This window comes from Pseudonocardia spirodelae, assembly GCF_037727765.1.
Lineage (GTDB): Bacteria > Actinomycetota > Actinomycetes > Mycobacteriales > Pseudonocardiaceae > Pseudonocardia > Pseudonocardia spirodelae.
This window is the reverse complement of sequence record NZ_JBBJUP010000010.1, coordinates 191699-218386: the sequence shown is the minus strand read 5'-3', so window position 1 is coordinate 218386 and position 26688 is coordinate 191699. Positions and strand designations below refer to the sequence as shown.

23 protein-coding genes and 1 riboswitch are annotated in these 26688 nt (G+C 76.1%); of the genes, 9 read left to right on the top strand and 14 right to left on the bottom strand.

The genetic code is table 11. The features are described 5' to 3' along the window. Positions 1–406: 406 nt before the first annotated feature. From WJX68_RS14540 to WJX68_RS14530, 3 genes are all read right to left on the bottom strand, one after another. A complete protein-coding gene (locus WJX68_RS14540) occupies positions 407–1261 on the bottom strand; it encodes an SDR family oxidoreductase (protein WP_340290994.1) in 855 nt (284 codons plus the stop codon). A 53-nt stretch (positions 1262–1314) separates the two neighbouring features. Beyond that, the gene (locus WJX68_RS14535; RefSeq protein ID WP_340290992.1) at positions 1315–3066 is read right to left on the bottom strand and encodes a P-loop domain-containing protein; all 1752 of its coding nucleotides are present in this window, start codon (positions 3064–3066) and stop codon (positions 1315–1317) included. A 100-nt stretch (positions 3067–3166) separates the two neighbouring features. Next, positions 3167–3853 (bottom strand): DUF4232 domain-containing protein, encoded by a 687-nt coding sequence (locus tag WJX68_RS14530; protein WP_340290990.1) that lies wholly within the window; start codon positions 3851–3853, stop codon positions 3167–3169. Positions 3854–4004: 151 nt separating this feature from the next. On the opposite strand from WJX68_RS14530, the gene WJX68_RS14525 reads away from it, so the two are divergent. Continuing rightward, entirely contained in the window at positions 4005–4931 is a 927-nt protein-coding gene (locus tag WJX68_RS14525; protein WP_340290988.1) for a DUF368 domain-containing protein, read from the top strand. Positions 4932–4946: 15 nt separating this feature from the next. On the opposite strand, the gene WJX68_RS14520 is transcribed toward WJX68_RS14525, so the two are convergent. Both WJX68_RS14520 and WJX68_RS14515 read right to left on the bottom strand, forming a co-directional pair. Further along, positions 4947–6488, bottom strand: coding sequence for a CoA transferase (locus WJX68_RS14520; protein WP_340290986.1), 1542 nt, complete (start codon positions 6486–6488; stop codon positions 4947–4949). After that, positions 6485–8230, bottom strand: coding sequence for an acyclic terpene utilization AtuA family protein (locus tag WJX68_RS14515; RefSeq protein WP_340290984.1), 1746 nt, complete (start codon positions 8228–8230; stop codon positions 6485–6487). The genes WJX68_RS14520 and WJX68_RS14515 overlap by 4 nt, the downstream gene beginning before the upstream one ends. A 90-nt stretch (positions 8231–8320) precedes the next feature. On the opposite strand from WJX68_RS14515, the gene WJX68_RS14510 reads away from it, so the two are divergent. Continuing rightward, complete coding sequence (locus WJX68_RS14510) at positions 8321–9211, top strand: LysR family transcriptional regulator (protein ID WP_340290982.1); 891 nt, start codon at positions 8321–8323, stop codon at positions 9209–9211. A 67-nt stretch (positions 9212–9278) separates the two neighbouring features. Here the strand turns inward: WJX68_RS14510 and WJX68_RS14505 are convergent, their stop codons facing one another. Beyond that, positions 9279–10646, bottom strand: coding sequence for an MFS transporter (locus tag WJX68_RS14505; RefSeq protein ID WP_340290980.1), 1368 nt, complete (start codon positions 10644–10646; stop codon positions 9279–9281). 135 nt (positions 10647–10781) lie between these two features. Continuing rightward, positions 10782–11438 (bottom strand): TetR/AcrR family transcriptional regulator, encoded by a 657-nt coding sequence (locus tag WJX68_RS14500; RefSeq protein ID WP_340290978.1) that lies wholly within the window; start codon positions 11436–11438, stop codon positions 10782–10784. A 126-nt stretch (positions 11439–11564) separates the two neighbouring features. On the opposite strand from WJX68_RS14500, the gene WJX68_RS14495 reads away from it, so the two are divergent. Both WJX68_RS14495 and WJX68_RS14490 read left to right on the top strand, forming a co-directional pair. After that, on the top strand, positions 11565–12479 hold the full coding sequence (locus WJX68_RS14495) for a shikimate dehydrogenase (RefSeq protein ID WP_340290976.1): 915 nt from the start codon (positions 11565–11567) through the stop codon (positions 12477–12479). Beyond that, on the top strand, positions 12469–14346 hold the full coding sequence (locus WJX68_RS14490; protein WP_340290974.1) for a sugar phosphate isomerase/epimerase and 4-hydroxyphenylpyruvate domain-containing protein: 1878 nt from the start codon (positions 12469–12471) through the stop codon (positions 14344–14346). Before WJX68_RS14495 ends, WJX68_RS14490 begins: the two co-directional genes overlap by 11 nt. Before the next feature lie 39 nt (positions 14347–14385). Here WJX68_RS14490 and WJX68_RS14485 read toward each other — a convergent pair whose 3' ends face one another. Next, positions 14386–15771, bottom strand: a complete 1386-nt coding sequence (locus tag WJX68_RS14485; protein ID WP_340290972.1) for a chloride channel protein — start codon at positions 15769–15771, stop codon at positions 14386–14388. 62 nt (positions 15772–15833) lie between these two features. Further along, positions 15834–18716 carry an aminomethyl-transferring glycine dehydrogenase gene (gene gcvP, locus WJX68_RS14480; protein WP_340290970.1) on the bottom strand — a complete coding sequence of 961 codons (2883 nt, stop codon included), beginning with the start codon at positions 18714–18716 and terminating at the stop codon, positions 15834–15836. A 174-nt stretch (positions 18717–18890) separates the two neighbouring features. After that, positions 18891–19000, bottom strand: a riboswitch (glycine riboswitch). A 72-nt stretch (positions 19001–19072) separates the two neighbouring features. Here gcvP and WJX68_RS14475 point away from each other — a divergent pair. After that, positions 19073–19372 carry a YiaA/YiaB family inner membrane protein gene (locus WJX68_RS14475; protein ID WP_340290968.1) on the top strand — a complete coding sequence of 100 codons (300 nt, stop codon included), beginning with the start codon at positions 19073–19075 and terminating at the stop codon, positions 19370–19372. A gap of 16 nt (positions 19373–19388) precedes the next feature. Here WJX68_RS14475 and WJX68_RS14470 read toward each other — a convergent pair whose 3' ends face one another. The 5 genes from WJX68_RS14470 to clsA all read right to left on the bottom strand — a co-directional run bounded on the left by WJX68_RS14470 (position 19389) and on the right by clsA (position 22637). Beyond that, the gene (locus WJX68_RS14470; RefSeq protein ID WP_340290966.1) at positions 19389–19967 is read right to left on the bottom strand and encodes a MerR family transcriptional regulator; all 579 of its coding nucleotides are present in this window, start codon (positions 19965–19967) and stop codon (positions 19389–19391) included. Positions 19968–20206: 239 nt separating this feature from the next. Further along, the gene (locus tag WJX68_RS14465; RefSeq protein ID WP_010224693.1) at positions 20207–20683 is read right to left on the bottom strand and encodes a bifunctional nuclease family protein; all 477 of its coding nucleotides are present in this window, start codon (positions 20681–20683) and stop codon (positions 20207–20209) included. A gap of 373 nt (positions 20684–21056) precedes the next feature. Continuing rightward, entirely contained in the window at positions 21057–21494 is a 438-nt protein-coding gene (gene garA / locus WJX68_RS14460) for a glycogen accumulation regulator GarA (RefSeq protein WP_340290950.1), read from the bottom strand. A gap of 169 nt (positions 21495–21663) precedes the next feature. Further along, complete coding sequence (gcvH, locus tag WJX68_RS14455; protein WP_340290948.1) at positions 21664–22056, bottom strand: glycine cleavage system protein GcvH; 393 nt, start codon at positions 22054–22056, stop codon at positions 21664–21666. A 41-nt stretch (positions 22057–22097) separates the two neighbouring features. Then, entirely contained in the window at positions 22098–22637 is a 540-nt protein-coding gene (clsA, locus tag WJX68_RS14450) for a cardiolipin synthase ClsA (RefSeq protein WP_422785707.1), read from the bottom strand. 254 nt (positions 22638–22891) lie between these two features. Here clsA and WJX68_RS14445 point away from each other — a divergent pair, with 254 nt between their 5' ends. The 4 genes from WJX68_RS14445 to WJX68_RS14430 all read left to right on the top strand — a co-directional run bounded on the left by WJX68_RS14445 (position 22892) and on the right by WJX68_RS14430 (position 26646). After that, entirely contained in the window at positions 22892–23419 is a 528-nt protein-coding gene (locus WJX68_RS14445) for an OsmC family protein (RefSeq protein ID WP_340290944.1), read from the top strand. Positions 23420–23712: 293 nt separating this feature from the next. Further along, complete coding sequence (locus WJX68_RS14440; protein ID WP_340290942.1) at positions 23713–24630, top strand: MEDS domain-containing protein; 918 nt, start codon at positions 23713–23715, stop codon at positions 24628–24630. Next, the gene (locus WJX68_RS14435; RefSeq protein WP_340290940.1) at positions 24627–25577 is read left to right on the top strand and encodes an ATP-binding protein; all 951 of its coding nucleotides are present in this window, start codon (positions 24627–24629) and stop codon (positions 25575–25577) included. Before WJX68_RS14440 ends, WJX68_RS14435 begins: the two co-directional genes overlap by 4 nt. Positions 25578–25773: 196 nt before the next feature. After that, positions 25774–26646, top strand: coding sequence for an AfsR/SARP family transcriptional regulator (locus WJX68_RS14430; protein WP_340290938.1), 873 nt, complete (start codon positions 25774–25776; stop codon positions 26644–26646). The last annotated feature ends 42 nt before the right edge of the window (positions 26647–26688 follow it).

The window sequence follows — 26688 nt, the reverse complement described above, 5'->3', positions numbered from 1 at the left end:
GCCCGAAGTCGTCGGTGATGACGATGCGCCGCTCCGGCGCGGCGTCGTCGTCGACGTAGAGCTCGGGGCAGCCGCAGTTGCAGCTGCCGCAGAAGGTGGCGATGTGACGCACTCGGGCGCTCCTCGGGGTCGGTCGGGGCGGCGGGCGGTCGCCCGCTCCGTCGTCAGCGGTCGTCGGTCCGGACACCACGGTTCCCGACGTCACCCGATGGGGTCAACCCGTCACCGTCCGCTCCCCCGCTTCCCCGGCCCCACCCCCGCACTGCCCCCGCGCTGCCCCCCGCGGCTGCGCCGCGCTGCCCCCCGCGGCTGCTCCGCGCTGCCCCCCGCGGCTGCTCCGAGGGGCACTCTCGTTGCCCTCTAAGCCCCGAGGGTGCCCCTGGGAGCACCCGGAGGGTGCGGCGGATCAGTGCTTCGGCAGGTCCGCGGGGTCGGTGCCCTCGATGAAGAAGTCGATGTCGGGGGTGCCGGAGCCGCCGTAGGGGGTCAGGTCGGTGACGCCGTGCGCGGCGAGCACCTCGTCGTCGATGAAGGTCCGGCCGGTCGGGCGCGCGGCGTCGGTGAGCACGGCGACGGCCGCGTCGGCCATGATCTCCGGCGTGCGGGCGCGGTTCTCGACCTCGTCGCCGCCCAGCAGGTTCTTCACCGCCGCGGTCGCGATCGTGGTCCGCGGCCACAGGCAGTTGGCCCGGATCCCGGCCCCGGCGAACTCGTTCGCCCAGCCCAGGGTCAGCAGGGTCATGCCGTACTTGGACAGCATGTAGGGCGGGAAGACGCCCAGCCACTTCGGGTCCAGGTTGATCGGCGGGGACAGGGTGAGGACCTGCGCGTCGGGCGACTCGCGCAGGTGCGGCAGCGCCGCGCGGGTCAGGACGAAGGTGCCCCGCGAGTTGATCGACTGCATCAGGTCGTAGCGCTTGGGGGTGAGGTCGGCGGTGCCGCTCATGTTCAGGGCGCTGGCGTTGTTGACCACGATGTCGACGCCGCCGAAGGCGTCGGCCGCGGTGCGCACCGCGCGGTCGACGTCCTCCTCCACGCGCACGTCGCCGACGACGGCGACGGCCCGGCCGCCCGCCGCCTCGATCTCGGCGACGGCGGTGTGCACCGTGCCGGGCAGCCGCGGGTCGGGCTGGTCGGTCTTGGCCAGGATCACCGCGTCGGCCCCGCGGCGGGCGGCCGCCAGCAGGATGGCGAGCCCGATGCCGCGGCTGCCTCCCGACATCACGATGGTGCGGCCCTTCAGGTCCTGCTGCTCGGTCATGGGTCCTCCGGTGCCGGGTGCGACGGTGCACGATCTGCGCCGGACTGTAACAGTCACATCTGACTGTTTTCTGCGTGACCCGCCACACGTGCCGCGCGCAGCCGGTTGAGCGCGGCGGCGACCTCGTGGCGGCGCGGCACCGCGAGGTCGGCGAGCGAGCCGTGGGCGATCGCCGCCGGTCCGCCGCGCACGAGGTCCTCCTCCAGCCGGTCGAGCGCGACGGCCAGCGGCACGCCGTCGAGGTCGAGGTGGGCCAGTGCGAGCCCGACCCCGGTGGTCTGCGACGCGTCGGCGAGCTGGGCGACGGCGGACAGGTCGACGTCGTCGGCGCCGAAGGTGAGCCGCCCCCGTTCGCGGGCGGAGACGCGCCGCCTGCCCCGGGCGTGCGGGTCCACGCTGCGCGGGTCGAACACGCGGTGGCGGTGACCGGGGAACGCGACGTCGGCGGCCTCGTCGGCGTACCCGGCGATCTCCCGGGCGCGTGCGGTGATCTCCGAGACGGCGTAGTCCTGCAGCAGGATCACCGTGTCGGCGCGGTCGAGGTAGTCCCCCGACCCGCCCATCACCAGCACGCTGGACACCCCGCGGCCGCGGTGCAGCGGGCGGACCCGGTCGACGAACGGGATCAGCGGCTCGGCGGCGATCAGGGCGCGCATCCGCTCGTCGCGGATCATGACGTTGGTCGCCGAGGTGTCCTCGTCGATCAGCAGCACCCCGGCGCCGGCCTCCAGTGCCTCGACCGTCGAGGCGGCCTGCGAGGTCGACCCGGACGCCGACTCGGTGGAGAAGTCGCCGGTCGGGCGCCCCGAGGGCAGGTCGGCGACGAAGGCGCGCACGTCGACGCGGGTCACCGCGCGCTCGTCCTCGGCGCGCACGGACACCACGTCGGCCCGGGCGACGACCAGCTCCCGGCCGTCGCCGGGGACGTGGTCGTACACGCCGGTCTCCAGCGCACGCAGCAGCGTCGACTTGCCGTGGTAGCCGCCGCCGACGATCAGCGTGACGCCCTCGGGCACGCCCATCCCCGTGACGGGGCCCCGGTTCGGCGTGTCCAGGGTGACCCGCAGCGACTCCGGCGCGGCGAAGGGCACCGCGCCGGCGAGCGGGCGGTCGTCGACGCCGGAGGCACGGGGCAGGACGGCGCCGTCGGCGACGAACGCGACGAGCCCGCGGCCGGCCAGCGCGTCGCGCAGCGCGCCCGCGTCCTGCACCGTCGTGACGAAGTCCTCGGCCGCGCCGCGGTCGGCGCTCTCCCACCTCAGCGCGGTGCGCACCGCGCGCGGCAGGTCGGCGGTGAGGGCCTCGGCGGCGGCGTGCCCGGCGATGCGGCGCCCGCGCCCGGGCAGCGGCACCGCCAGCTCCGCGACGACGGTGCCGTCCGCCTCCACCCGCAGCGCACTGCGCTCCAGGACCTCCTGCCCGCCTGCGTCGACCCGCAGGCCGGTGCCGCCCAGGGCGCCACGCAGCGCCCGGGCCAGGAACCCGGACGCCGCCCGGGCGCGCACCGGCCCCGCGTACAGCGCCGCGGGCAGCCCGGCCGTCGCGGCGGGCACGGTCACCCGCAGCCGCGACGGCGGCGCGAACGGGTCGGACTGCACCGACCGGACCTGCAGGTCGAAGCCGTCCATCCGCCAGTGCCCGGCGAGGCCCTTGTAGGCGCCGTAGCCGGCCCCGTCGAGCTCGCGCAGCCGGGCGGCCAGTGCATCGGAGTCACCGCGGAGGGCCCCCGCGTCGGGACGACCGGCCCCCCGCCGGTCCGGCGGCCCCGGGTGGCGGCGCGGGCGGGAACGGTGCGGTCGGGTCATGCGGGTCCTCTCCGGACGGTGCGGGCACGGCGGCCCGCCCGGTGTACCCGCGCCGCCGGAGTCCGAATCGGACCGCGAACCGGGCTCCGGCGGGACCGGGTCAGCGCGCGGCGAAGGCCTGGATCACCAGCTGGTCACCGGGCGGGGTGGCGGCGCAGCCGGTGCCCTCCATCGGGACGAACAGCGAGTCGGTCTCGCCGGGCGGGTAGACGCGCAGGCCGCGCACGGCGGTCGGGCGGCAGGCCGCGGCGTCGTAGTTGGCGACGTTCACCATCCGCAGCGTGGCACCGGCGCTCCCGCCGGGGCCGAGCCGGACCGGGCTGCCGTGCCCGCCCTGCATGGCCGCGGACGGGCCGACCTGGTGCCCGTCGTCGCCCGCGACGTAGGAGACGCCGGGGAAGCCGCGCAGGTAGCAGGTGCGCGAGCCCTGGTTGCGCAGGCTCAGGGTGACGTACTGCGAGCCCGCGGCGCCACCGCCGGCGTCGCGCAGGACCGAGCCCGCGAGCTCGGAGGTGTGGCAGCGGTCGGAGCCGGTGTCGGCGCTCGCGCCGTTCCCGCCCCCGGTCCCGGCGGCGCCGCCCGTGCCGCCCGTGCCGCCCGCGTCGGACACCGGGGCGCTCGTGGTCGCCGGGGCGCTCGACGGCGCCGGCGTCGCCGAGCCGGACCCCGCGGCGCTGCCCGAGGCGCTCGGCCAGTCCCCGCCGGAGCCGCAGCCCGCGAGCAGGACCGCGCAGGCCGCGACCACGGCGGCCCGGCCGGCGGTGCGGCGTGTCGTACAGGCGTCCATGTCTTCTCCCCCGATCGTCATGGTGCGTACGTCCTGTCGGACGTCTCGGCACGCAACCGGTTGCCCGATTCTTGCCATCGCCAACGACGGTTCACCCGAGCGGCGGGACGCCCCACCCGGACCGGTACCGTTCCGTGCCGTGTTGTCGCGTATGTCCGGAATCAATCTGGCCCGGGGGGCGGCGATCGGCGTCGTCGAGGTCGTCCCCGGGGTCAGCGGCGGGACGATGGCGCTGGTCGTCGGCGTCTACGAGCGGGTGGTCGCGCAGGGGGCGCACCTGGTGGGCCGCGTGCGGGCCCTCCGGCCGGGCGCCCGGCCGGCCACGGACCCCGCCGGGGCGCAGCGGCTCGACTGGGGCCTGCTGGTGCCGGTCGCGGCGGGCATGGTGCTGGCCGTCCTCGCGGCCTCGCAGGTCCTCCCCGGGCTGATCGAGGCGCACCCGGTGGGGTCCCGCGCGGTGTTCCTGGGGATGGTCGCGGCCTCGGTCGCCGTGCCGCTGGGCGTCGTCGGGCGGCTGCGAGGCCTGCGGGAGTGGGCGCTGGTGTCCGCCGCGTTCGCACTCACCTACGCGGTCAGCGCCCTGCCCCCGGCCGCGGGCGAGGGCCGCCCGCCGATGCCGCTGGTCGCGCTGGCCGCGGCCGTCGCGGTGTGCGCCCTGGTGCTGCCGGGCTTCTCCGGCTCCTTCCTGCTGCTGGTGTTCGGGCTCTACGAGCCCACGCTGCGCGCGGTGCGCGACCTGGACCTCGCCTACATCGCGGTCTTCGGGCTGGGTGCGGTCCTCGGGCTCGCGACCTTCGTGTCGGTGCTGACCTGGCTGCTCGAGCACCACCGCCGCACCCTCATGGTGATCATGATCGGGGTGCTGGCGGGGGCACTGCGCGCACTGTGGCCCTGGCAGGACGACGCCCGCGCCGTCCTGGCGCCCGACCCCGGCTGGTGGTGGATGCTGGTGCCGGCGCTGCTCGGCGCCGCCGCCGTACTGGGGATCATGGCCGTCGAACGGCGGCTGACCGGCGGCGCGGACGCCGTCACCCGCCCGCTGCCCCGGGTCCCCCGGCGCGCCGGCCCGGGCGCGTAGGCCCGGGGCCGCGGCTCAGCGAGCCAGCCACTCCGGGCGCCCGGAGCCCCGCGGCACGAGCACCGTGCGGTACTCCCCCGGCGTGGCGCTCATCGTGACCTGGTCGGTCACGCCCTGGTAGTGGCCCAGCGGGGTCTGCGCGGTGAACGTCCACGGGTCGAGGTAGGCGTGCCGCTCGCCGGTCCCGGCGACCTCGCGGGCGTAGCCGAGGTCGACCACGCCCAGCTCGAGCATCCACAGCGCGGCCCGCACCAGCGACACCTCCACCGCCCACGACCCGCCCTCGACCGCGCGGCGGCGCAGCGCCGCGGCGATCCCGGCCGCGGTCAGCCAGGACACCACGTAGTCGTTGACGACGAGGATCGGCGAGAGCCGGGGCCGCACGCCCGGGTCGTCGGCCGAGCCGCCCTCCAGCGTCATCATCCCGACCAGGGTCCCGGCGGACTGGTCGAAGCCGACCCGGTCCGCCCACGGACCGGCCGGCCCGTGCAGGGTGTTCGACGCGTGCACGATGCCCGGGCGGACCGCGGCGGCCTCCTGCGCCGACAGCCCGATCCGCGCCAGGTAGCCGGGCCGGCGGTTGGCGTAGAAGACGTCGGCGCCGGCCAGCAGCTCGCGCAGCCGGGCCCGGCCGTCGTCGTCGTGCGGGTCGATCGTCGTGGAGCGGGTACCGACGTTGGCGGTGACGTAGGTGCTGTCGTGCTCGAACTCGGTGGGCCGCCAGACGTTGAGCACGTCGGCGCCGTGCAGCGCCAGCGCCCGCCCGGTGCCCGCCCCGGCGATGACGTGTCCCATCCCGAGCGCGCGCAGCCCGTCCAGCGGCAGGTCGGCCCGGTGTCGCTGCGGGAACGGCTCGGGCGGGGCGTCGCCGATGCGGCGCAGCGTGATCGGCGGGGTCCCGGCCAGCGCGGCGTGCTGCGGGGTGGCCAGCCACTCGCCGGGGGTGCGGGCCATCGGCATGACGATCCCGGCCTCGCTCGCGGCCTGCTCCAGGTCCGCGGCGTCCCAGCGGGCGATCGCCTCGGCCACCCGGCTCTCGGGGACGTCGAGGAAGGTCTCGGCGGCCGCCCGCAGCGCCGGGTAGGGGTTGAGCGGCATCACCCAGCGGTCGTCACGGGTGCGGTGGAAGGAGAACGCCAGCGCCTGCGAGGTGATCGCGGGACTGGCCGCGGGGTGCCCGTTCACCAGCTCCCAGCGGCGGTCGTAGAACGGGCAGAGCCGGTGCGGGGCGCGCCGGACGTCGACGGTGACGTCCTGGCCGTCGCCGCCGCGGTCGCGGTGCACCGCGGCCATCCCGACCGACTTGGCCGCCAGCGCGACCGCGGCGCCGCCGCCGAGGCGCAGCGCGCTGGGCACCACCGGGTCGGCGCCGAGGAACTCCACCCGCCCGCCGGCGTCGGCGGCGGCGAGCCCGACGCAGCCGAGCAGCTCGTCCAGGGCGGCGCCGGCGTCGAAGGCGTCGTCGGTCGCCGGGCGCGCGATCGCGGCGCGGACCCGGTCGGCGACGGGGTCGCCGCCCGGGCCGGTGGCCGTGGCGGCGGGGTCGGTGCGGGTCATGCGGGTCCCTCCACGTGCTTGGCCCGCAGGTACTCCCCCACGGACTTGCCGATCTGGTCGACGCGCAGGTTGGCCGAGCCGCCCGAGCCGAGCAGCCCGGTGAGCACGAGGTGCACCGCGCGCAGGTGCGGGAACTCGTGGCGCACGATCCGCCCGCCCGCCTCCGGCAGCAGCCGCGCGGCCCGCTCGGTGCTCAGTGTGGCGCGCAGCCAGTCCCAGTGCGCCGGGTCCGGCGCCCACACCCCGACGTTGGCGTTGCCGCCCTTGTCCCCGGCCCGGGCGAAGGCGAACGCGCCCAGCTCGACCGGGTCCCCGGCGGGGGCGGGCAGGTCCGGCTCGGGGTGCACCGGCTGGGCGAGCTCGTCCGGGGTCGCCACCCGGCTCGCGCGCGGTGCCTCGACGCGGGTGCCGTCGTCGAGCACGGCGTGGTGGTCGAGCTCGGTCGCGTCGAGCAGGGCGGGCCAGTACTCGATGCGCGGCCACGGCTCGCTCGCCCGCGGGGCGTGCCCGTCGTGGTGGAAACCCGGGAAGCCCTGCAGGTAGAGCGACCCGACGGCGGGGGCGAAGCGCCGCAGCGGCGCGGCCTCGCGCGCGGTGGCGATGACCCGGATCGGCACGGTCGCCGCCCACTGGGTCGGCGGGTCGGTCGCGGCGACCCCCAGCGGGGTCACGTCGAGCTCGTCGACGTGGCCCTCCAGCGCGGCGCGCAGCTGGGCGCGCAGCAGCTCGACCTTGCCCTCGACGTCCGGGGCGGTGGCGAAGAGCATCGTGGAGATCTCGTACCCGATGGGCGCGAACACCGCGACCTTCGCCGTCGGCGGCGGCGGGGACCCGGTGACCGGCGCGATCGCGACCCGGTCCGGGCCCTGCTGCGCCAGCCGGACGCTGTCGAGGTGCACGGTGACGTCGGGGTTGAGGTAGCGCGGGCCCTGGATCTCGTAGAGCAGCTGTGCGGTGACGGTGTCGACGGTGACCGCGCCGCCGTCGCCGCGGTGCTTGGTGATCACCGAGGAGCCGTCGGCGGCGACCTCGGCGACCGGGAAGCCGGGGCGGACCATCCCGGGCACCGAGCGGAAGCCGGAGAAGTTGCCGCCGGTGGCGTGCGCGCCGCACTCGATCACGTGCCCGGCCGTGACGGCGCCGGCGAGCGCGTCGAACTCGTCGGGGCCCCAGCCGTGCCACCAGGCGGCGGGACCGGCGGTCAGCGAGGCGTCGGTGACCCGCCCCGCGACGACGACGTCGGCGCCCGCGGCCAGCGCGGCCGCGATCCCGAAGCCGCCGAGGTAGGCGTTGGCCGCGATCGGGGTGAACCCCCAGTCCTTGAGCGGCGCGCCGGTGTCCAGGTGCTCCAGGCCGTGGCCGTCGGCGTGCAGCGCGCCGAGCCGGTCCGCGACGCCGTCGCCCGCGACGTGCGCGACCCGCAGGGTCACGCCGGCCTCGGCGGCGCGGCGGCGCAGCTCCTCGGCCATCCCGGCCGGGTCGAACCCGCCCGCGTTGGTGACGACGCGGATCCCGCGCCGGGCGATCTCGCCCAGGTGCGGGGTGAGCTGGTCGAGCGCGTAGCCCACCCAGCCGGGCTTCCCGCGCCCGGCCGCCGCGGCGAGCGCGGCCAGGGTGATCTCGGCGAGGTAGTCGCCCATCACGACGTCGACCGGGTCGCCGGCCATGACCTCGTCCAGGGCGGTGTAGCGGTCGCCGAGGTAGCCGGAGATGTTCGCGATGCGCACGGGCCGGGATGCCATGCCGGTCACGGTAGGCCGGTGATCACCGCCCGGACCAGCACCGGGACGGACCGATGCACGCACGCGTGCGTGACCTCTAGGGTCACGCCGGTGGAGCTGTCGCACCTGCGCTACTTCCTCGCCGTCGCCGACGAGCTGAACCTGACCCGCGCCGCGACGCGGCTGCACCTGGCCGCCTCGCCGCTCTCGCGCCGGATCCGGGACCTGGAGCGCGAGCTGGGCACGGTGCTGTTCACGCGCTCGGCCCGCGGCATGACGCTGACGGCGGCCGGCCGCGCGCTGCTGCCCCGCGCCCGCGACGTCCTGGCCCGGGTCGACGCGCTGCCCGGCGCGCTCGCCGCGGCCGACGGCCACCCGGTCGTCGTGGTGGGGATGGCACCGGACGTGACCGCGGCCGTGCGCGACGGGTTCCTCGCGCGCCTGCGTGCGGCGCACCCCGAGCTGGCCGTGCGGCTGCGGCCCGGGTCCACCGCCGAGCTGGCGCGCGCGGTCGCCCGCCGCGACCTGGACCTCGCGTTCGTGCACGGGCGGGTCGAGGACCCGGGACTCGCCGCGCGGCGGGTGGACACCCGCCCGGCCGCCGTCGCCGTCGGGCACGGGCGTGGCTTCGACGACCGCACCGAGGTGCGCCTGGCCGAGCTCGCCGACCTGCCCTACGTCTCGATCCGCTACGACGCCGCCCCCGCGGTCTACCGCGCGACCGGGGAGCTGCTGGCCCGCCACGGCGTGCACCGGCGCATCGAGCTCGACACCCACAACCCGGGCGACCTGACCCACGTCGTCGCGGCCGGGGAGGCGTTCACGCTGGTCGGGCTGGGGTCGGGGGCGACGCACAAGGCGTTCGTCGGTGAGCCGGTGCACGTCCTGCCGGTGACCGGTGCCGAGGTGCGGCTGAGCACCGACGCGGTGTGGCGTGCCGACCGCGCGGCCGACCCGGGCGACGTCGTCGGGCTGCTGGCCGCCGCCGCGGGCGGGAGCTGACCCGCCGCACCGACGCACGCCGGGCCCCGCGGCGGCTGCCACGGGGCCCGGCGGGGCGGTACGGGGATCAGACGCGGGCCGGTGCCCGCTCGCGCAGCTCCTGCTCGGCCTCGATGTCGGCGAGGCTCAGGTGCGCGGTCTCGCGGGCCGACCAGGCCGCCGCCGCGGAGACCAGGCAGATGACCGCGCCGAACACGGCGACCGGCAGCCAGCCGGTGGCGGTGTCCCCGGCGATCGCGGCGGCGATGGTGGGGGCGAACCCGCCGAAGGCGAAGCCGATCTGGGTGCCGACGGCCATGCCGGTGAGCCGGACCCGGGCCGGGAACATCTCGCCGTAGAACGACGGCCAGACCCCGTTGGCGGCGCTGTAGACCACGCCGGAGAGCAGGATCCCGGCGCCGAACACCAGGGCGAGCTCACCGGTGGACACGGCCCACAGGTACGCGGCGAGCAGCACGGCGCTGCCCAGTGCGCCGGCGATGAACACCGGGCGGCGGCCGATGCGGTCGGCCAGCGTCGCGAACAGCGGGATCGCGGCCAGCGCGACCACGTTGGCGCTCACGACGACCCACAGCATCGTCGAGCGCTCCATCCCGACGGTGTTGACCGCGAAGGACAGCGCGAACACCGTCATCAGGGTGCTGACCGAGGCGACGGTCGCGGCCAGGGTGACGCGCAGCAGGTTCGGCCAGTGCCCGCGCAGCAGCGCGGCGATCGGGAGCTGCTCGGCGGCCTTCGGCAGCGGCGCGCCGTCCGGGCCGGTCACCTCGGCGGTGAAGACGGGGGTCTCGTGCAGGGTGCGCCGGATCAGGACGCCGGCGACCATGACCAGCACGCTGGCCCAGAACGGCACCCGCCAGCCCCAGCTGAGCAGGGCGTCCTCGGGCAGCAGCGCGATCGGCAGGAACACCGCGGTCGCGATGATCTGCCCGCCCTGGGTGCCGGAGAGGGTGAAGCTGGTGAAGAACGCGCGCCGGTCCTGCGGTGAGTGCTCCAGCGTCATCGAGTTGGCGCCGGCCTGCTCGCCGCCCGCGGACAGGCCCTGCAGCAGCCGGCAGGTGACCAGCAGCGCCGGGGCCAGCAGCCCGACCTGGGAGTAGGTCGGCAGGAAGCCGATGGCCAGGGTGGCGACACCCATCATCATCAGCGTCGCGACCAGGACCTTCTTGCGGCCCATCCGGTCGCCGATGTGGCCGAACAGCACCGCGCCGAGCGGGCGGGCCACGTACCCGAAGCCGAACGTCGCGAGCGAGAGCAGGGTTCCGGCGACCGGGCTGGAGTCGGGGAAGAACACCTTGTTGAACACCAGCGCCGCGGCGGTGCCGTAGATGAAGAAGTCGTAGTACTCCAGGGCGCTGCCGACCCAGGCCGCGAGCGCGGCCCTCCTCGGTTGCGCCTGCGGCTCGGTGGACGAGGCGGTCGGATCAGGGCTCATGGCGACTCCCGGCGTGTGCGACGTTGCAAGGCACGTGATGACGGCGGCTCCCGGGCGGCGAACCGCTCGCTTATGTACCGTCTGGTTACGTACCGAATAGTGAATTGCGGGTCGCGCGCTGTCAAGCCCCCGGGCTCAGTTGCTGCCGACGTGCGCGGTCAGGTACTCCACGACCAGGTCACCGACCATGCGCCGGTAGTGCGCACGCCGGGCCGGGTCCAGCAGGTCGCGGCCGAAGATGGCCGCGACGGTGTGCCGGTTGGCCACCCGGAACACGCAGAACGAGCTGATCAGGACGTGGACGTCCAGCGCGTCGACGTCGTCGCGGAACAGGCCGGCGGCACGGCCGCGGGCCAGGATCGACTCCAGGACCCCGACCGCGGGCCCGGCCAGGCCCTCGCGCAGCGGCGAGGACCGCAGGTGCTCGGCGTGGTGGATGTTCTCGATGGCGACCAGCCGGATGAAGTCCGGGTGCGCCTCGTGGTGGTCGAAGGTCAGCTCGGCCACGGCACGCACCGCGCTCGCCGGGTTGAGCCCGGAGACGTCGAGCTCGCGCTCCAGCGAGCGGATCCCGGTGTAGGCGCGCTCGAGAACGGCCAGGTAGAGGCCCTGTTTCGAACCGAAGTAGTAGTAGAGCATCCGCTTGGTGGTGCGGGTGCGGGCGGCGATCTCGTCGACCCGGGCGCCGGCCAGGCCCCGGTCGGCGAACTCCGCGGTCGCCTCGTCGAGGATCTCCGCCCGCGTGCGCTCGGCGTCGCGCTGGCGCACGCCGTCCTCCGGTGCCACTGCCATGACCTCGCCCCCTCCACCCCGCCGTCCCCGACCGGACTGTACGGATCCGACCCCCGCCGGCCCTGGCCGACGCGGCCTCCGTCCGGTACAACTAACCGTACGGTACATAGATCTCGAGGAGTGATCATGCGGAACGGCGACGCGGCCGCCCCCACCCGGCCCCGTGTGCGGACCGGCCTGATCGGCGCGGGCATCGGCCCGTCGCTGTCGCCGGCGCTGCACGAGCGCGAGGGCGCCGCGCACGGGCTGGACCTCACCTACCGGCGCCGGGACCTCGACGTCCTCGGCGCCGCGCCGGAGGAGGTCGGCACGCTGCTGGCCCGGGCCCGCGACGACGGCTGGGCCGGGGTCAACGTGACCCACCCCTGCAAGCAGCTCGTGCTGCGCCACCTCGACGCGCTGTCCCCCGACGCGGCCGCCGTCGGCGCGGTCAACACGGTCGTCATCGGCCCGGACGGGTCGCTGACCGGCCACAACACCGACTGGACCGGGTTCCGCGACGGCTGGCGCGACGGGCTGCCCGGCGCGGGGACCGGGCGCGTGGTGCTGCTCGGCGCGGGCGGCGCGGGCGCCGCGGCCGGCTACGCACTGGCCCGTGCGGGCGTGCGCGAGCTGCAGGTCGTCGACGTCGACGCCGGCCGGGCGACCGCGCTCGCCGCGTCCCTGGCGCCGCACCTGGCGCCGGGCGCCGTCGCCACCGGACACCCGCGCACGGCGCTCGAGACGCTGCTGCCCGGCGCCGACGGGCTCGTGCACGCCACCCCGGTCGGGATGGCCGAGCACCCCGGCCTGCCGTTCGCCCCCGAGCTGCTCGCCGGCCGCCCGTGGGTCGCCGAGATCGTCTACCGGCCCCTGGACACGGCGCTGCTGGCCGCGGCCAGGGCCGCGGGCTGCCGGACCGTCGACGGCGGGCGGATGGCCGTGCACCAGGCCGCCGAGGCGTTCCGGCTGTTCACCGGGCTCACCCCCGATCCCGCCCGGATGCTCGCCCACCTCGCCGAGCTCGTGACGGCCGAGCAGGAGGCCACCCGTGTCGCCTGAGCCCACGCCCGCCGGGCCCGCTCCCCGGCTGGCCCTGGCCACGGTGTGCCTGTCCGGGACGCTGCAGGACAAGCTCGCCGCCGCCGCGACCGCCGGGTTCGACGGCGTCGAGATCTTCGCGCCGGACCTGCTCGCCGACCCCGCGCCGCCGTCGGAGATCGGCGCCCGCTGCCGCGACCTGGGCCTGTCGGTCGACCTCTACCAGCCGCTGCGCGACATCGACTCGACCGACCCGGACCGGTTCGCCGCGAACCTGCGCCGCGCCGACGCCACCTTCGAGGTCATGGCCGGGCTCGGCGCGGACACCGTGCTGGTGTGCTCCTCGGTCTCGCCCGACGCCGTCGCCGACACCGACCGGCTCGCCGGCCAGCTGCACACCCTGGCCGGGCGGGCACACGAGCGCGGGCTGCGCATCGCCTACGAGGCGCTGGCCTGGGGCCGCCACGTCGGCACCTGGGACGCCTCCTGGGACGCGGTCCGCACCGCCGACCACCCGGCGCTGGGGCTGTGCCTGGACTCCTTCCACGTGCTGGCCCGCGGCTCGGACCCCGCCCCCGTCGCGGACGTGCCCGGCGAGAAGCTGTTCTTCCTGCAGCTCGCCGACGCCCGCGAGCTGTCGATGGACGTGCTGTCCTGGAGCAGGCACCACCGGCTGTTCCCCGGCCAGGGCGGGTTCGACCTGCCCGGGTTCCTCGCCCCGGTGCTGGCCGCCGGGTACACCGGGCCGCTGTCGCTGGAGGTGTTCAACGACGTCTTCCGCCAGGCCGACCCGGTCCGCACCGCCGTCGACGCGCGCCGCTCGCTGATCGCGCTGGCCGAGGCGACGGCCCGCCGCGCCCCCGGCGGGGCCGGGACCGACCCGGTCGCCACGCCGGCCCCCGCGCTGACCGGCACCGCGTTCGTCGAGCTCACCGCCGGTCCCGAGCTCGGCCGGGTGCTGCGCGCGCTCGGCTTCAGCCGGACCGGGGTGCACCGCACCAAGCAGGTCGAGCGCTACGAGCAGGGCGGCGCCCGGATCCTGGTGAACGCGGCGGGCGCCGCGAACGGGGACGGCGCGGGCGGCAGCGCCGTCGCCGCGATCGCCGTCGAGTCCGCCGACCCGGTCGCGTCCGCGCGCCGCGCGGCCCGGCTGTGCGCCGCCCCGGTCCCCCGGGTCACCGGGCCCGGCGAGGCCGAGCTGGCCGGCGTCGCCGCCCCGGACGGGACCGCGGTGTTCCTGTGCCGCACCGCCGACGACGGCCCCGGCCCGGCCTGGCCGCACGACTTCGTCGCCGTCGACGAGCCCCCGGCGGCCGGGACCGGCATCACCGGCATCGACCACGTCGGGCTCACCCAGCCCTACGACGCCTTCGACGAGGCCGTCCTGTTCCACCGGGCCGTGCTCGGTCTCGACACCGTCGCCGACGGCGAGTTCGCCGCCCCGTTCGGGCTGGTCCGCAGCCGCGCGCTCGCCGACCCGGACCGCCGGGTGCGCCTGGCGCTGACGGTGTCGGTGCTGCGCCGCGGCGGGTGGAGCCCGGCCGTCGCCGACCCCCAGTACGTGGCCCTGGCCTGCGACGACGTCCTCGCGACAGCGGCCGCCGCGCAGGCGGCGGGGGTGCCGCTGCTCCCGGTGCCGGCGAACTACCACGACGACCTCGCCGCCCGTCTGGAGCTGCCCGCGGCGACGCTGGCCGCCTACCGCGGGCTCGGCGTCCTGCACGAGCGCGACGCGCACGGCGACTACCTGCAGGTGTGCACCGAGCTCCTGGGCGGACGGCTGTTCCTCGCCCTCGTGCAGCGCACCGGCGCCCACGACGGGCACGGCTGGACCGACGCACCGGTCCGGATGGCGGCCCACCGCCGGTCCCGGCTCGCCCGCGTCTGAACGGGCCCCGGCCGGCGGCGCCCACCGCCGGCCGGGTGCTCAGGTCGCCTGCTCCGAGGACGGCTGCGCGGCCAGGCGCGCGGAGTAGATCGAGTAGCCGTCGAGCCACCGGGCCACCGCCGTCGCGACGAGCGTCGCGACCACCAGCGGCACCGCGATGCCGAACCCGGTGCCGGTCAGCTCCAGCACGAGCACCAGCCCGGCCAGCGGTGCCTGCATCCCGGCGCCGATCATCGCGGCGGCCCCCACCATCGCGAACGCGCCGACCGGCGAGCCCGGCCACAGCAGCGACCACGCCCCGCCGAGCGCGGCCCCCGCGACGGCCCCGGTGCACAGCGTCGGGGTGAACAGCCCGCCGGACGCGCCGCTGCCCAGGCACAGTGCGGTCACCAGCGGCTTGAGCACGGCCAGGGCCGCGAACAGCAGCAGCGCGCCGCCGCCGAGGAACGCCTGCTCGGCGAGGTCGGCGCCGTTGCCGTAGAGCTGCGGGAACACCGTCCCGGCCAGGGCGAGCAGCCCGAACGCCACGAGCGGCGCGGTCAGGCGCCACCCGGTGCGGCGCGGGCCGCGGTGCGACACCAGGGCGATCAGCCGTACCCATCCGGTGGCCAGCACCCCGATGAGCAGGCCCGCCGGCAGGGCCCAGACCAGCAGCGACGGCGTCGTCGCCGGGGCGGTCAGGCCGGGGTAGACCGGCCCCGCGGGCAGGCCCGCCCACGCCGTGACGGTGGCGGTCGCCGTGCAGGCCAGCGCCGGCAGCACGACCGGCAGCCGCACCGTGCCGACCAGCACCTCGGCGACGAACAGCGCCCCGCCCAGCGGCACGTCGTACACGCAGGCCAGGCCCGCACCGGCGCCGCAGGCGACCAGCAGCCGCCGCTGCTCGACCGTGAGACCGGCCCCGACCGCGAGCAGCGCCGCCCACACCCCGCCCATCAGCTTCGGCGCGGCCTCGCGGCCCAGGGAGGCGCCGAGCCCGACCACGACCTCCGAGAGCACCGCGGTCCCGGCGCTGCGGCGCAGGCCGAGCCGGGCGTCACCGGTCCAGACGGCGTCGTCGACGTCGGTGCGCCCGGGCACGAACCGGCGCAGCAGGTACCAGCCCGGACCGGCGACGGCCCCGGCCAGCAGCAGCGGCCACACCCGTCCCCAGGTGTCGGCGCGCTCGACCGCGGCCAGCAGACCGGTGCCCGCGCCGGGCCCGTACGCCCACTCCGACACCGCGTGCAGCAGCGCCATGAGCGCGATGCCCGACAGCCCGGCCGCCACCCCGGTGAGGACGAGCAGCACCCAGAACCGCACCGTCAGCGGGGAGTCGCCGTCCCCGGTGACGTTGGGCTGGTCGGTCGCCGCCCGCTTCGACCCGATGCGGGTGCGCAGGACGGGGGCGGGGACCCGGCGGCGCTCGCTCGGTCTGCGTGGCACGCCACCATGATCCCCGCCCTGTCCGGACATTCGGCGTCCGGGGCCGTCGCGCGGGTGTCCGGTCAGGCGAAGGCGTCCGGCGGCGGGCAGGAGCAGACCAGGTTGCGGTCGCCGTGTGCGCCGTCGATGCGCCGGACCGGCGGCCACACCTTGCGGTCGTGCACCCCGGGCGTCACCCCCGCCGGGTACGCGGCCAGCTCCCGCGGGTAGGGGTGGTCCCACTTGTCGTCGGCCAGGCAGGCCGCGGTGTGCGGGGCCCCGCGCAGCGGGTTGTCCTCGACCGGCCACTCCCCCGCCGCGACGCGGTCGATCTCGCCGCGGATCGAGATCATCGCGGCGACGAACCGCTCGATCTCGGCGAGGTCCTCGGACTCGGTCGGCTCCACCATCAGGGTCCCCGCGACCGGGAACGACATGGTGGGCGCGTGGATGCCGTGGTCGATGAGCCGCTTGGCGACGTCGTCGACCGTCACGCCGGTCTCCTTGGTGATGGTGCGCAGGTCGAGGATGCACTCGTGGGCGACGCCGCCGTCGGCGCCGGAGTAGAGCACCGGGAAGTGCTCGCGCAGCCGCGCGGCGACGTAGTTGGCCGCGGCGACGGCGGTGAGCGTGGCCCGCCGCAGCCCGTCGGGCCCCATCATCCGCAGGTAGGCCCAGGAGATCGGCAGCACGCCCGGCGAGCCGTACCGGGCGGCCGAGACCGGCCCGACCTCGCCGCGGCCGGGCAGGAACGGGGCCAGGTGCTCCGCGACCGCGACCGGGCCGACCCCGGGCCCGCCGCCGCCGTGCGGGATGCAGAAGGTCTTGTGCAGGTTCAGGTGCGACACGTCGCCGCCGAACGCCCCGGGCCGGGCGATGCCGACCAGCGCGTTCAGGTTCGCGCCGTCGACGTAGACCTGGCCGCCCGCGTCGTGCACCGCGGTGCAGACCTCGCGCACCCCGGCCTCGTAGACGCCGTGCGTGGACGGGTAGGTGATCATCAGCGCGGACAGCCGCTGTCCGTGCTCGGCGATCTTCGCCCGCAGGTCGGCGAGGTCGACGTCGCCCTGGGCGTCGGTCCCGACGACGACCACCCGCATCCCGGCCATGATCGCCGAGGCGGCGTTGGTGCCGTGCGCGGACGCGGGGATCAGGCAGACGTCGCGCTCGTGCTCCCCGCGGCTGCGGTGGTACGCCGCGATGGCCAGCAGCCCGGCGAGCTCGCCCTGGCTGCCCGCGTTGGGCTGCAGCGAGACGGCGGCGTAGCCGGTCAGCTCGGCCAGCCAGGTCTCCAGCTGGGTGATCATCTCCCGGGTGCCGGCGGTGTCGGCCTCGGGCGCGAGCGGGTGCAGGTCGGCGAACTGCGGCCAGGTGACCGGCTCCATCTCCGCGGCCGCGTTGAGCTTCATGGTGCACGAGCCCAGCGGGATCATCGTGCGGTCCAGCGCGAGGTCGGCGTCGGCGAGGCGGCGCAGCCAGCGCATGAGCGCGGTCTCGGACCGGAACTCGTGGAAGGTCGGGTGGGTGAGGTACTCGCTGGTGCGCAGCAGGTCCGCCGGCAGCGCGTCGGCGGTCGCGCCGTCCAGCCCGTCGACGTCGACGCCGGTGACCCCGAACGCCTCCCACACCGCGCGCAGGTGCGCGACCGTGGTGATCTCCGAGGTCGCGACGCCGACCTCGTCGCCGGACGCGTGGCGCAGCGCGATCCCGGCGTCGTGCGCGGCGGCGACGACCCGTCCGGCGCGGCCGGGGACCCGGGCGAGCACGGTGTCGAAGAACCCGTCGTGCACGACCTCGACGCCGCCGTCGCGCAGGCCGGCGGCCAGCACCGCGGCCATCCGGTGGGTGCGGGTCGCGATGGCGCGCAGCCCGTCGGGGCCGTGGTAGACGCCGTAGCAGGCCGCCATCACGGCGAGCAGCACCTGGGCGGTGCAGATGTTGGAGGTCGCCTTCTCGCGGCGGATGTGCTGCTCACGGGTCTGCAGCGCCAGGCGCAGCGCGTAGTGGCCGTCGGCGTCGCGCGACACCCCGACCAGGCGCCCCGGCAGCTGGCGGGCGTGCTTCTGGCCCACCGACAGGTAGCCGGCGTGCGGGCCGCCGAAGCCCAGCGGCACCCCGAAGCGCTGGGTGGTGCCGACCGCGGCGTCCGCACCCAGCTCGCCGGGCGGGGTGAGCAGCGTCAGCGCCAGCAGGTCCGCCGCGACGGCGACGAGCGCGCCGCGCTCGTGCGCGGCCGCGACCAGCGCGGACGGGTCCGCGACCCGCCCGGAGGCGCCCGGGTAGGACAGCAGCACCCCGAAGAACCCGTCGGTGGGCAGCGCGTCCGGCCCCGCGGTCAGGTCGGTGACGACCAGCTCGATGCCCAGCGGCTCGGCGCGGGTGCGCAGCACGTCCACGGTCTGGGGCAGGGTGTCGGCGTCGACGACGAACCGGGGGCTGGTCGAGCGGTTCGCGCGGCGCAGCAGGGTCATCGCCTCCGCGGCGGCGGTGGCCTCGTCGAGCAGCGAGGCACCGGCGACCGGCAGCCCGGTCAGGTCCGAGACCATCGTCTGGAACGCCAGCAGCGCCTCCAGCCGGCCCTGGCTGATCTCCGGCTGGTACGGCGTGTACGCCGTGTACCAGGCCGGGTTCTCCAGGACGCTCCGCCGGATCACCGACGGGGTGCGCGTGCCGTGGTAGCCCAGGCCGATCATCGGCACGGTCACGGTGTTGCGGGCCGCCAGCTCGCGCAGCTCGGCGAGCATCTCCTCCTCGCCGGCCGGCTCGGGCAGCGAGGTCGTGACGGGCCCGGCGTCGCGGATCGCGGCGGGCAGGGCGCGCTCGGCCAGGGCGTCGAGCGAGTCGACGCCGAGTACCTCGAGCATCCGGGCGAGCTCGCCGGGGCGGGGCCCGATGTGCCGCTCGGCGAAGGGCAGGCCCCGCTCGAGCTCGGTCAGGGTCGGACGGTGCTGCTCGGTCGGGCTCACGGCGCCTCCGGAGGTCGGTACGCAGTACGGGCGGGCCGGGGACAGGGCGGTGCGCCCTCCCCCTCTGTCCGTACCCGTGTCCGGGCGCCTGAGAGATTCACCGGAGGCTTCCGGCTTTCCCCGTCGGCGGACGGGCTCCCCGTGTACGTTGCGCCCGTCGCTTTCCAGAGGCGTCTCGACCGTACGGTCCTGGGTGCCTGAGAGATTCCGGGAAGGGGTTGCTCCTTCGGCGCCCGGCCCGCCGCGCGTGTGCACGGCCACCGGGACTCTCCCGCACGGTGTCAACGACTGCCCGGCCAGTCTAGCTGCGTAGTTCTGCGGCGTCGCCGCCGACGACGGCTCGTCACACTTCTCCCATGTCGAACACCAGCAGCCCGAACACCACCCCGGCCACCACCGCCGCGTTCCACACGCAGGCGATGCTCTCCTTCGGCGTCTCGCTCGGCGCGGTCGTCGTCGGGACGGTCTACCTGCCCGTCGACGGCTGGGTGAAGGCCTTCCTCGCGATCGCGGTCCTGTACGCGATCACCTCGGCCTTCACCCTCGCCAAGTGCGTGCGCGACCGGCAGGACAGCCTGACGGTGGTCAACCGCGTCGACCAGGCCCGCATGGAGAAGCTGCTCGCCGAGCACGACCCGTTCCGGTCGGTCGCGTGACGCGCCGCCCGGGGGCTCAGGAGATGGCGCGCCGCGCGCGGCGGCGGGCCAGCTCGTCCTCCGGGGCCTCGTCCACGGTGCCGCCGTCGGCCCGCTCGGCCGGGAAGTCCTTGATCACGCCGGAGATCTCGCGCATCGCGCCGGACACGGCGATGCCGAACACGCCCTGGCCGCCCTGCAGCAGGTCGACGACCTCCTCGGGGGAGGTGCACTCGTAGACGGTGGTGCCGTCGGAGAACAGGGTGATCCCGGCGAGGTCGCGGATCCCGCGCCGGCGCAGGTGCTCGACGGCGATCCGGATGTTCTGCAGCGAGACGCCGGCGTCCAGCAGCCGCTTCACGATCTTGAGGACGAGGACGTCCTTGAACGAGTACAGCCGCTGGCTGCCGGACCCGGCCGCGCCGCGGATCGAGGGGACGACCAGGCCGGTGCGGGCCCAGTAGTCGAGCTGGCGGTAGGTGATGCCGACGACCTGGCACGCGGTCGGCCCCCGGAAGCCGACGAGGCGGTCGGACACCCCGTCGAGGCCCTCACCGACGAGCGGGTCCGGGAAGAGCTCTCCCTGACCCGGCCCCTCGGGTGGTGGCGTCTGCACCGCGCGGTCTCCCTCGGTCGGGACCGTGGACCGGGCCGTACCACATCACGATGGGTAGCGGCTGAGTTCCACGGATGTCATCAGTCGTGATGACGGTAGGCCCAGCGGCCGGGGTGGTCAACGCGGCTCGCCGACCCCGGCGTACCGGACACCCGCCCGGGTCGCAGCACGGGGTCGGTGACCCCCCGGCGAACGGTCGCCGACGTCGGCGAACGGTCGCCGCTGGGCCGTCCGGGTGATCATCCGGGCTGGGCGCCGCGGAAGTCCTCGGGGGACACGGAGTCGAGGAACTCGCGGAACTTCTCGACCTCGTCCTCCTGCTCGTCGGGGATCACGAGGCCGGCCTCGGCGAGCACGCTCTCGTCGGCGTGCACGGGGACACCGGTGCGCAGCGCCAGCGCGATCGAGTCGCTCGGCCGCGCCGACACGGTCACGCCGCCGTCGAAGATCAGCTCGGCGTAGAACGTGCCCTCCTGCAGGTCGGTCACCCGGACCTGCTCCAGCCGCCGCCCGAGCGCACCGATCACGTCCTTGAGCAGGTCGTGGGTCAGGGGACGGGCGGGCTTGACGCCCTGCTGCTCGAGGGCGATCGCGGTCGCCTCCACGGACCCGATCCAGATCGGGAGGTACCGGTCGCCGTTCGTCTCCCGCAGCAGCAGGATCGGCTGGTTCGCCGGGAGTTCGACCCGGACACCCACGACGCGCATCTCGCTCATCAGCCCGCCTCCCCGGCCCTGTCGGGCCTGTCGGACCGCCGGGTGGACCTGCCGGCCCGGCCGCCCTGATCGCCTTGCTCGCCCTGACCCGTGCGGCCGGATACCGCCGGGCCGTCGTCCCGGCCCGTTCCGTGCCACCCGGTCCGCACTGCCACGGACACGTTCCGACGCTACACGGACGAGGCCCCCGACGCGCGCCTCCGGACGGGGAGTGACGGGGTCCGTTCGACGATCGTCACACGCCCGTCGCGCACGGCGTGTCGGCTCGACATCCCCGTGGCACACGACGGCACGGCGCCGGGCTCGACGCCGTGCCGGTGTGGTGCCCGCACGGGCTCCCCGCGGGGTCCGTGCGGTGGTCGCGTGCGGGGTGTCAGCCCCGCGGGCCCGTCAGGAAGACGAGCCGGAACTTGCCGATCTGCACCTCGTCGCCGTTGGCGAGCACGGCCGTGTCGACCGGCTCGCGGTTGACGTAGGTGCCGTTGAGGCTGCCGACGTCGACCACGACGAACTCGCCCGCGTCACGGCGGAACTCCGCGTGCCGGCGCGAGACCGTGACGTCGTCGAGGAAGATGTCGCTGTCGGGGTGCCGGCCGGCGCTGGTGGTCGGCACGTCCAGCAGGAAGCGCGAGCCGGCGTTCGGACCGCGCCGGACGACGAGCAGCGCCGACCCGGCGGGCAGCCCGTCGACACCGGAGACCGACGGCTCGGCGGCCGGCTGCTCCACGTCGGCGAGGAAGTCCGCCCGGAAGACCGACGTGGTCTCCGGTGCGCGCTCCGGTGGCACGTCGCGCGGGTCGTTCGTGGTCACCTCGGGGACTCCTCCTCGCGGATGCGGTACGGGGGTGCGGGTCCGGCGGTCCGGTCCCTTCCGGACCACGGGTCCGGAAAGGTGAACCTACCGGTCGGAGGCGGCGCCGCGATACGGAGGTCGGCGCGCCGACACCGCGTCGTGCGGCGGGCGGTGGTGCGGGCGGTGGTCAGGACCCGTCGGCCAGCTGGCGGTAGGCCTCGGCGTCGAGCAGACCGTCCAGCGAGGCGCCCTCGGCGAGCCGGATCTCGGCGATCCAGCCGTCGCCGTAGGGGGCGGAGTTCACCAGCTCCGGGCCGGCGTCGAGACCGTCGTTGACGGCGACGACCTCCCCGCCCACCGGGGCGTAGATGTCGGAGACGGACTTGGTCGACTCGACCTCGCCCATCGCGTCGCCCGCGGCGAGGGTGTCGCCGACCGTGGGCAGCTGGACGAACACGACGTCCCCCAGCTGGGACTGGGCGTGGTCGGTGATGCCGACACGCACCACCCCGCCGCCGGTCTCGCGCACCCACTCGTGGGCGTCGGTGTAGGTCAGGTCAGACGGGATCTCCGAGCTCACGCGGCGAGCCTAGCCCCCCGGGGGCCCGTGATCGAACCGGGTCAGCGGGTGCGGGCGAGCGGCAGCGGGCGGCGCAGCGCCAGCCGGAACTGCGCGAGGTAGAGCACCCCGGACCACAGGTAGAGCGCCACGCCCCAGACCGCGAAGGCGTAGGCGATCACGCCGACCACGGCCTCGGCCGCCGAGGGGCCGTCGCCGAGCAGCAGCAGCGGGAACGCGTAGAGCAGCACGAACGTCGCGGCCTTGCCGAGGTAGACGACCTCGAACGGGCCGTAGCCGCGGTGGCGCAGCACGAACACGCACGCGGCGAGGACGACGTCGCGGGCGACCAGCGCCACCACCGCCCACCAGGGCACGACGTCGCGGACCGCCAGCCCGACGAGCGCGGCCAGGATGTAGAGGCGGTCCACGGCCGGGTCGAGCATCGCCCCGAACCGGCTGAACTGGTCCAGCACGCGCGCGAGCTTGCCGTCGAGCCAGTCGGTGAAGCCGCCGACGGCCAGCACCGCCACCGCCCAGGCGTCGGCCTCGGGACCGAGCATCAGCCAGAGGAACAGCGGTACCCCGGCCAGGCGCAGCATCGACAGCGCGTTGGGCACGGTCCAGAGGCGGTCGTCGTCGCGCGGGGGGCCCACGGTGTCGTGCACCGAGTCCCGCACCGTGTCCCGGACGGTGTCCCGGACCGTGTCGCGTGCCTCGCGGACCTGGTCGGCGGCCTCGCGGGCACTGCGGCGCACGGCCGCCGCCCGTCCGGTGTCGCTCTCCCCGCCCACGCGGCCAGCCTAGACGTCGTCCCGGGGTGTGCGGACCGCCACGTCGGGGTGAGGATGGGGGGGTGACCGACACCAACATCTCCCTCCGCGACATCCAGGCCCCGCTCAAGCAGCAGTACCGCGACGACCCGGAGTCCGCGGTCATCACGCTCTCCGCCGACGGCGAGCTGGGCGCCGGCGTGGCCTGCAAGGTCTCCACCGGCCAGGCGATGGCCGAGGCGGGCCTGCACCCGGCCACCGGCGGCGACGGCACCCAGCTGTGCTCGGGCGACATGCTGCTCGAGGCGCTCGTCGCCTGCGCCGGGGTGACCCTGCGCGCCGTGGCCACCGCGCTGGAGCTCGAGGTGGCCGGCGCCGTGCGCGCCGAGGGCGACCTCGACTTCCGCGGCACCCTGGGCGTGGCCAAGGACGCCCCGGTCGGCTTCCGCGCGATCCGGCTGTCCTTCGACGTCGACATCCGCGACGGCGACGCCCCCGCCGCCGAGGACAAGGTCGCCACCCTGGTCAAGCTGACCGAGCGCTACTGCGTGGTCCTGCAGACGATCCAGGGCAGCGCGACCACCTCGGTCGCGGTGAACCCGGCGGCCTGAGCCGGTCCGCCGCCGGCCACCGCCGGGAGACCCCTCCGTCCGGGGCACCGCCGTCCGGCGGGCACCGCGGTGCGCCGAACGGCGGTGGGGCGACACCGGCCCGTGTGGGCCGTCCGCGTCCCACCGCCGGTGGTGACCCGCTCGTCGCGTGTCACCGTCGGTTCGGCGCCCCGCACGCTCCGGGGTCTCGGGAGGTCGTCGGCGCCCTCCGTACGGTTGATCCGTCCTGGAGTTCGTGACGGGGCGTACCCGCCGCCGCTGCCGCGGTGAGGGGTGCGCGCGGCAGGTGAGACGTGATCAAGCTGGCGGACGCGCTGTCGTCCGGTGATCACGTGTGCGCGGTCCCGGACAGTGCCGAGCACCTGCGCGAGATCGGCGCGGCCTACGTCGCCCACGGCCTGGCGCGCGGCGAGCGGATCCTGTTCTTCGACGACGGCGGTGCCGCCGACCAGCTCCTGCGCCGCCTCGGCGAGGACGGCGTGGACGTCTCGGTCCCGATGCGCCGCGGCCAGATCGACATCGTGCCCGAGGAGCAGACCCGGGCCACGTTCCGCACCCCGCTGCCCGACGTGCACGCCGGGGTCACCGGTGAGGTCGTGCGCTCGCGCGAGCAGGGCTGGAACGGCACCCGGCTGACCGGGCAGATGCACTCGGTGCTCGCCCCGGGCGCGGCCGGGACGCTGCCGGAGTACGACGGCCTGCTCGCCCGCCTGGTCCGGGAGAGCGCCGGCGCGCTGACCGCGCTGTGCACCTTCGACCACGACCACTTCCCCGACGAGCAGATCGACATCATGCGGGCGCTGCACCGCGACCACGTCCCGGGTTCGACCGCCTACGACGACGGCCTGCTGCGGATCGTGCGCCTCGGCGTCGGGCACGCGCGCCTGGCCGGCGAGATCGACCACAGCAACCGCAGCAAGATCACCTCGCTGCTGCACGCCGCCCTGGACGGCGCGCTGCGCTCGGCCGACGCCGCCACCGACATCGGCCTGGACATGGGCTCCGTGCGGTTCCTCGACGTCGCGACCGCGGTCGCGCTGGTGCACGCCGCCGAGGGCTTCCCCGCGACCCACCGGCTGGTGCTGCACCGGGTCCGGCCCCGCGTGCTGCGCGTGCTGGAGCGCTGCGGCGCGGCCTTCTCCCCCCAGCTCGTGTTCGACGACGACGCGCCCTCCCCCGAGGTCGTGCGCCCGGGAGGCCCGCTCCGGTGAAGGTCAACGCCGCTCCGCGCCCGCCCGGCTTCCGGCACGCGCTGGTCCACGCCGACGACCCGGCCGAGCTGGCCGCCGCCGTCGCACCGGCCGCGCTGGCCGCGGTGCGCGAGTCCGGCGCGCAGGTGGCCCTCGACGTGTCGGCCGAGGCCGAGCAGGCACTGCGGGAGGCGTTCGGCGCCGAGCTCGCGCCGGTCCGGCTCACCGCTCTGACCAGCTCCGCGCGCGAGTCCGGGCAGACGGTGGCCGCCTGGCGGGCCCGCGAGCTGCGGGCGCTGTCGTCCTCGGGGCGGCCGGTGGTCGTGGTGAGCGCCCACGACCCCGACCTCGACGGCGTCGACGGCGGCTTCTGGGTCGAGCTCGAGGCGGCGCTGAACATCTCGCTGGCCGGGCTGCCGGTGACCCAGGTGTGCGCCTACCCGCGGCTGCCGCTGCACGCCGCGGTCGGCGAGTCCGCCACCGCCAGCCACCCGCTGGTGCTGCGCCGGGCCGGGGCGAGCGACAACCCGCGCTTCCGGCCGCCCGCCGAAGTGCTCGCGGCGCTGCCGGTCGCGCCGCCGCACCTGCTCGGCCCGCCGGACGTCACGCTGTCCTACAACACCTTCGAGCTGTCGCGGGTGCGCGACGCGGTCACCGAGGCGGCCCGCGTCTGCCGGCTGGACACGACACGCGGCGAGGACATGGTGCAGGCGGTCAACGAGGTCGCCACGAACGCCGTCGAGCACGGGTCGCCCGAGGCGGGACTGTCGGTGTGGGCCCGCGACGGCGAGCTCGTGTGCGAGGTCACCGACACCGGGGCGATCCCGCTGCCGCTGATCGGCCTGGCGCCGCCGCACCCGTCGCAGGCGCGGGGACGGGGCACCTGGATCGCCCGCCAGCTCTGCGACAGCCTGCACGTGTGGCGGGCCCCGGACGGGACCCACGTACGACTGCTGACCCGCGCCTGACCCGCATCTCACACCGTGGGCGCCTCTCGGCTATCCTCGGGTGCACTACACCGCACGGAGACGCCGCCCGCCGTCCGTGTCGGTGCGGTTCCGTCGTGCCCGCCCGCGTGCGAGACCCGTGGTCTCCCCCGCGCCTCCAGGCCGTGTGCGGAGCCGGCCGCGGGCCGCACGCCACGACCGATCCGGGGAAACGGCCATGTCCGACGATCACTGCCGATCCAGTGAGTCCAGCTCCGAGTCCGACGTCGTCCCGTACGTACGGGTGCTGGGGGCCTTCGGCCTGCGGGCGGGCGACCGCGCGATCCCGCTGCCGGTCGACTCCCGCCGCCTCGTCGCCTACCTGGCCGTGCACCCGCGTCCGCAGCCGACCGCCGCGCTCGCCGCGACCCTGTGGCCCGGCGTCGGCCCGGTCCCGGCCGCCCGGCTGCTCGACGAGGCCGTCGCCGGGGTCGACGTGGCGGGCCTGCTCGCCGCCGACGACCTGGGCCGGCTGCACCTGGGCGACGACGTCGTGGTCGACCTCGCCGAGGCCATGCTGCTGGTCCGCGGGCTGTCCGCGCCGAGCATGCTGCGCACCGTGCGCGAGATCGGCTGCCCGGAGACCGCGCTGCTCGAGGCCGACATCCTGCCGTCCTGGACCGCGCCGTGGATCGCCGTCGAGCGCGAGCGGTTCCGCCAGCTGCGGCTGTCCGCGCTGGAGGGCCTGTCGGGCACCCTGACCGCCGCCGACCGCCACGACGACGCGGTCGCCGTCGCCCGGCGGGCGGTGGCCACCGCCCCGAGCCGGGAGCGCTCGCGCCGCGCGCTGGTCGAGGCGCTGCTCGCCGGCGGCCACGTCGCCGACGCGCTGGCCGAGTACGAGGAGTTCCAGCGGCTGATGCGCAACAGCGTCGGTGCCACCCCGGACTCCGAGCTGGACCGCCTGCTCGCCCCGCTCGACGCCGGCTGGCCGCTCGGCCCGGGCCTGCACCGCCCGGTGCAGCGCTGGGGCGTGGGGATGCCGGGCGCCGCCCGCGGTGCGCAGCGCGGGCGCCGCCTCGCCGCCGGGAGCCCCGCCAGCGGGCGCTGACCCGCAGCACGTACGGGCAGGGGGCGCGGCCGGTGCGGCCGC

Excerpts from the sequence above, each read along its gene's own strand:
- WJX68_RS14430 (WP_340290938.1), top strand. The coding sequence starts at position 25,774 with ATGTCCGACGATCACTGCCGATCCAGTGAGTCCAGCTCCGAGTCCGAC.
- WJX68_RS14475 (WP_340290968.1), top strand. The coding sequence starts at position 19,073 with ATGTCGAACACCAGCAGCCCGAACACCACCCCGGCCACCACCGCCGCG.
- WJX68_RS14520 (WP_340290986.1), bottom strand. The coding sequence starts at position 6,488 with ATGACCCGCACCGACCCCGCCGCCACGGCCACCGGCCCGGGCGGCGAC.
- WJX68_RS14515 (WP_340290984.1), bottom strand. The coding sequence starts at position 8,230 with ATGGCATCCCGGCCCGTGCGCATCGCGAACATCTCCGGCTACCTCGGC.
- WJX68_RS14500 (WP_340290978.1), bottom strand. The coding sequence starts at position 11,438 with ATGGCAGTGGCACCGGAGGACGGCGTGCGCCAGCGCGACGCCGAGCGC.
- WJX68_RS14505 (WP_340290980.1), bottom strand. The coding sequence starts at position 10,646 with ATGAGCCCTGATCCGACCGCCTCGTCCACCGAGCCGCAGGCGCAACCG.
- WJX68_RS14495 (WP_340290976.1), top strand. The coding sequence starts at position 11,565 with ATGCGGAACGGCGACGCGGCCGCCCCCACCCGGCCCCGTGTGCGGACC.
- WJX68_RS14525 (WP_340290988.1), top strand. The coding sequence starts at position 4,005 with ATGTCCGGAATCAATCTGGCCCGGGGGGCGGCGATCGGCGTCGTCGAG.
- WJX68_RS14465 (WP_010224693.1), bottom strand. The coding sequence starts at position 20,683 with ATGAGCGAGATGCGCGTCGTGGGTGTCCGGGTCGAACTCCCGGCGAAC.
- WJX68_RS14540 (WP_340290994.1), bottom strand. The coding sequence starts at position 1,261 with ATGACCGAGCAGCAGGACCTGAAGGGCCGCACCATCGTGATGTCGGGA.
- WJX68_RS14535 (WP_340290992.1), bottom strand. The coding sequence starts at position 3,066 with ATGACCCGACCGCACCGTTCCCGCCCGCGCCGCCACCCGGGGCCGCCG.
- WJX68_RS14530 (WP_340290990.1), bottom strand. The coding sequence starts at position 3,853 with ATGGACGCCTGTACGACACGCCGCACCGCCGGCCGGGCCGCCGTGGTC.
- clsA (WP_422785707.1), bottom strand. The coding sequence starts at position 22,637 with ATGCTGCGCCTGGCCGGGGTACCGCTGTTCCTCTGGCTGATGCTCGGT.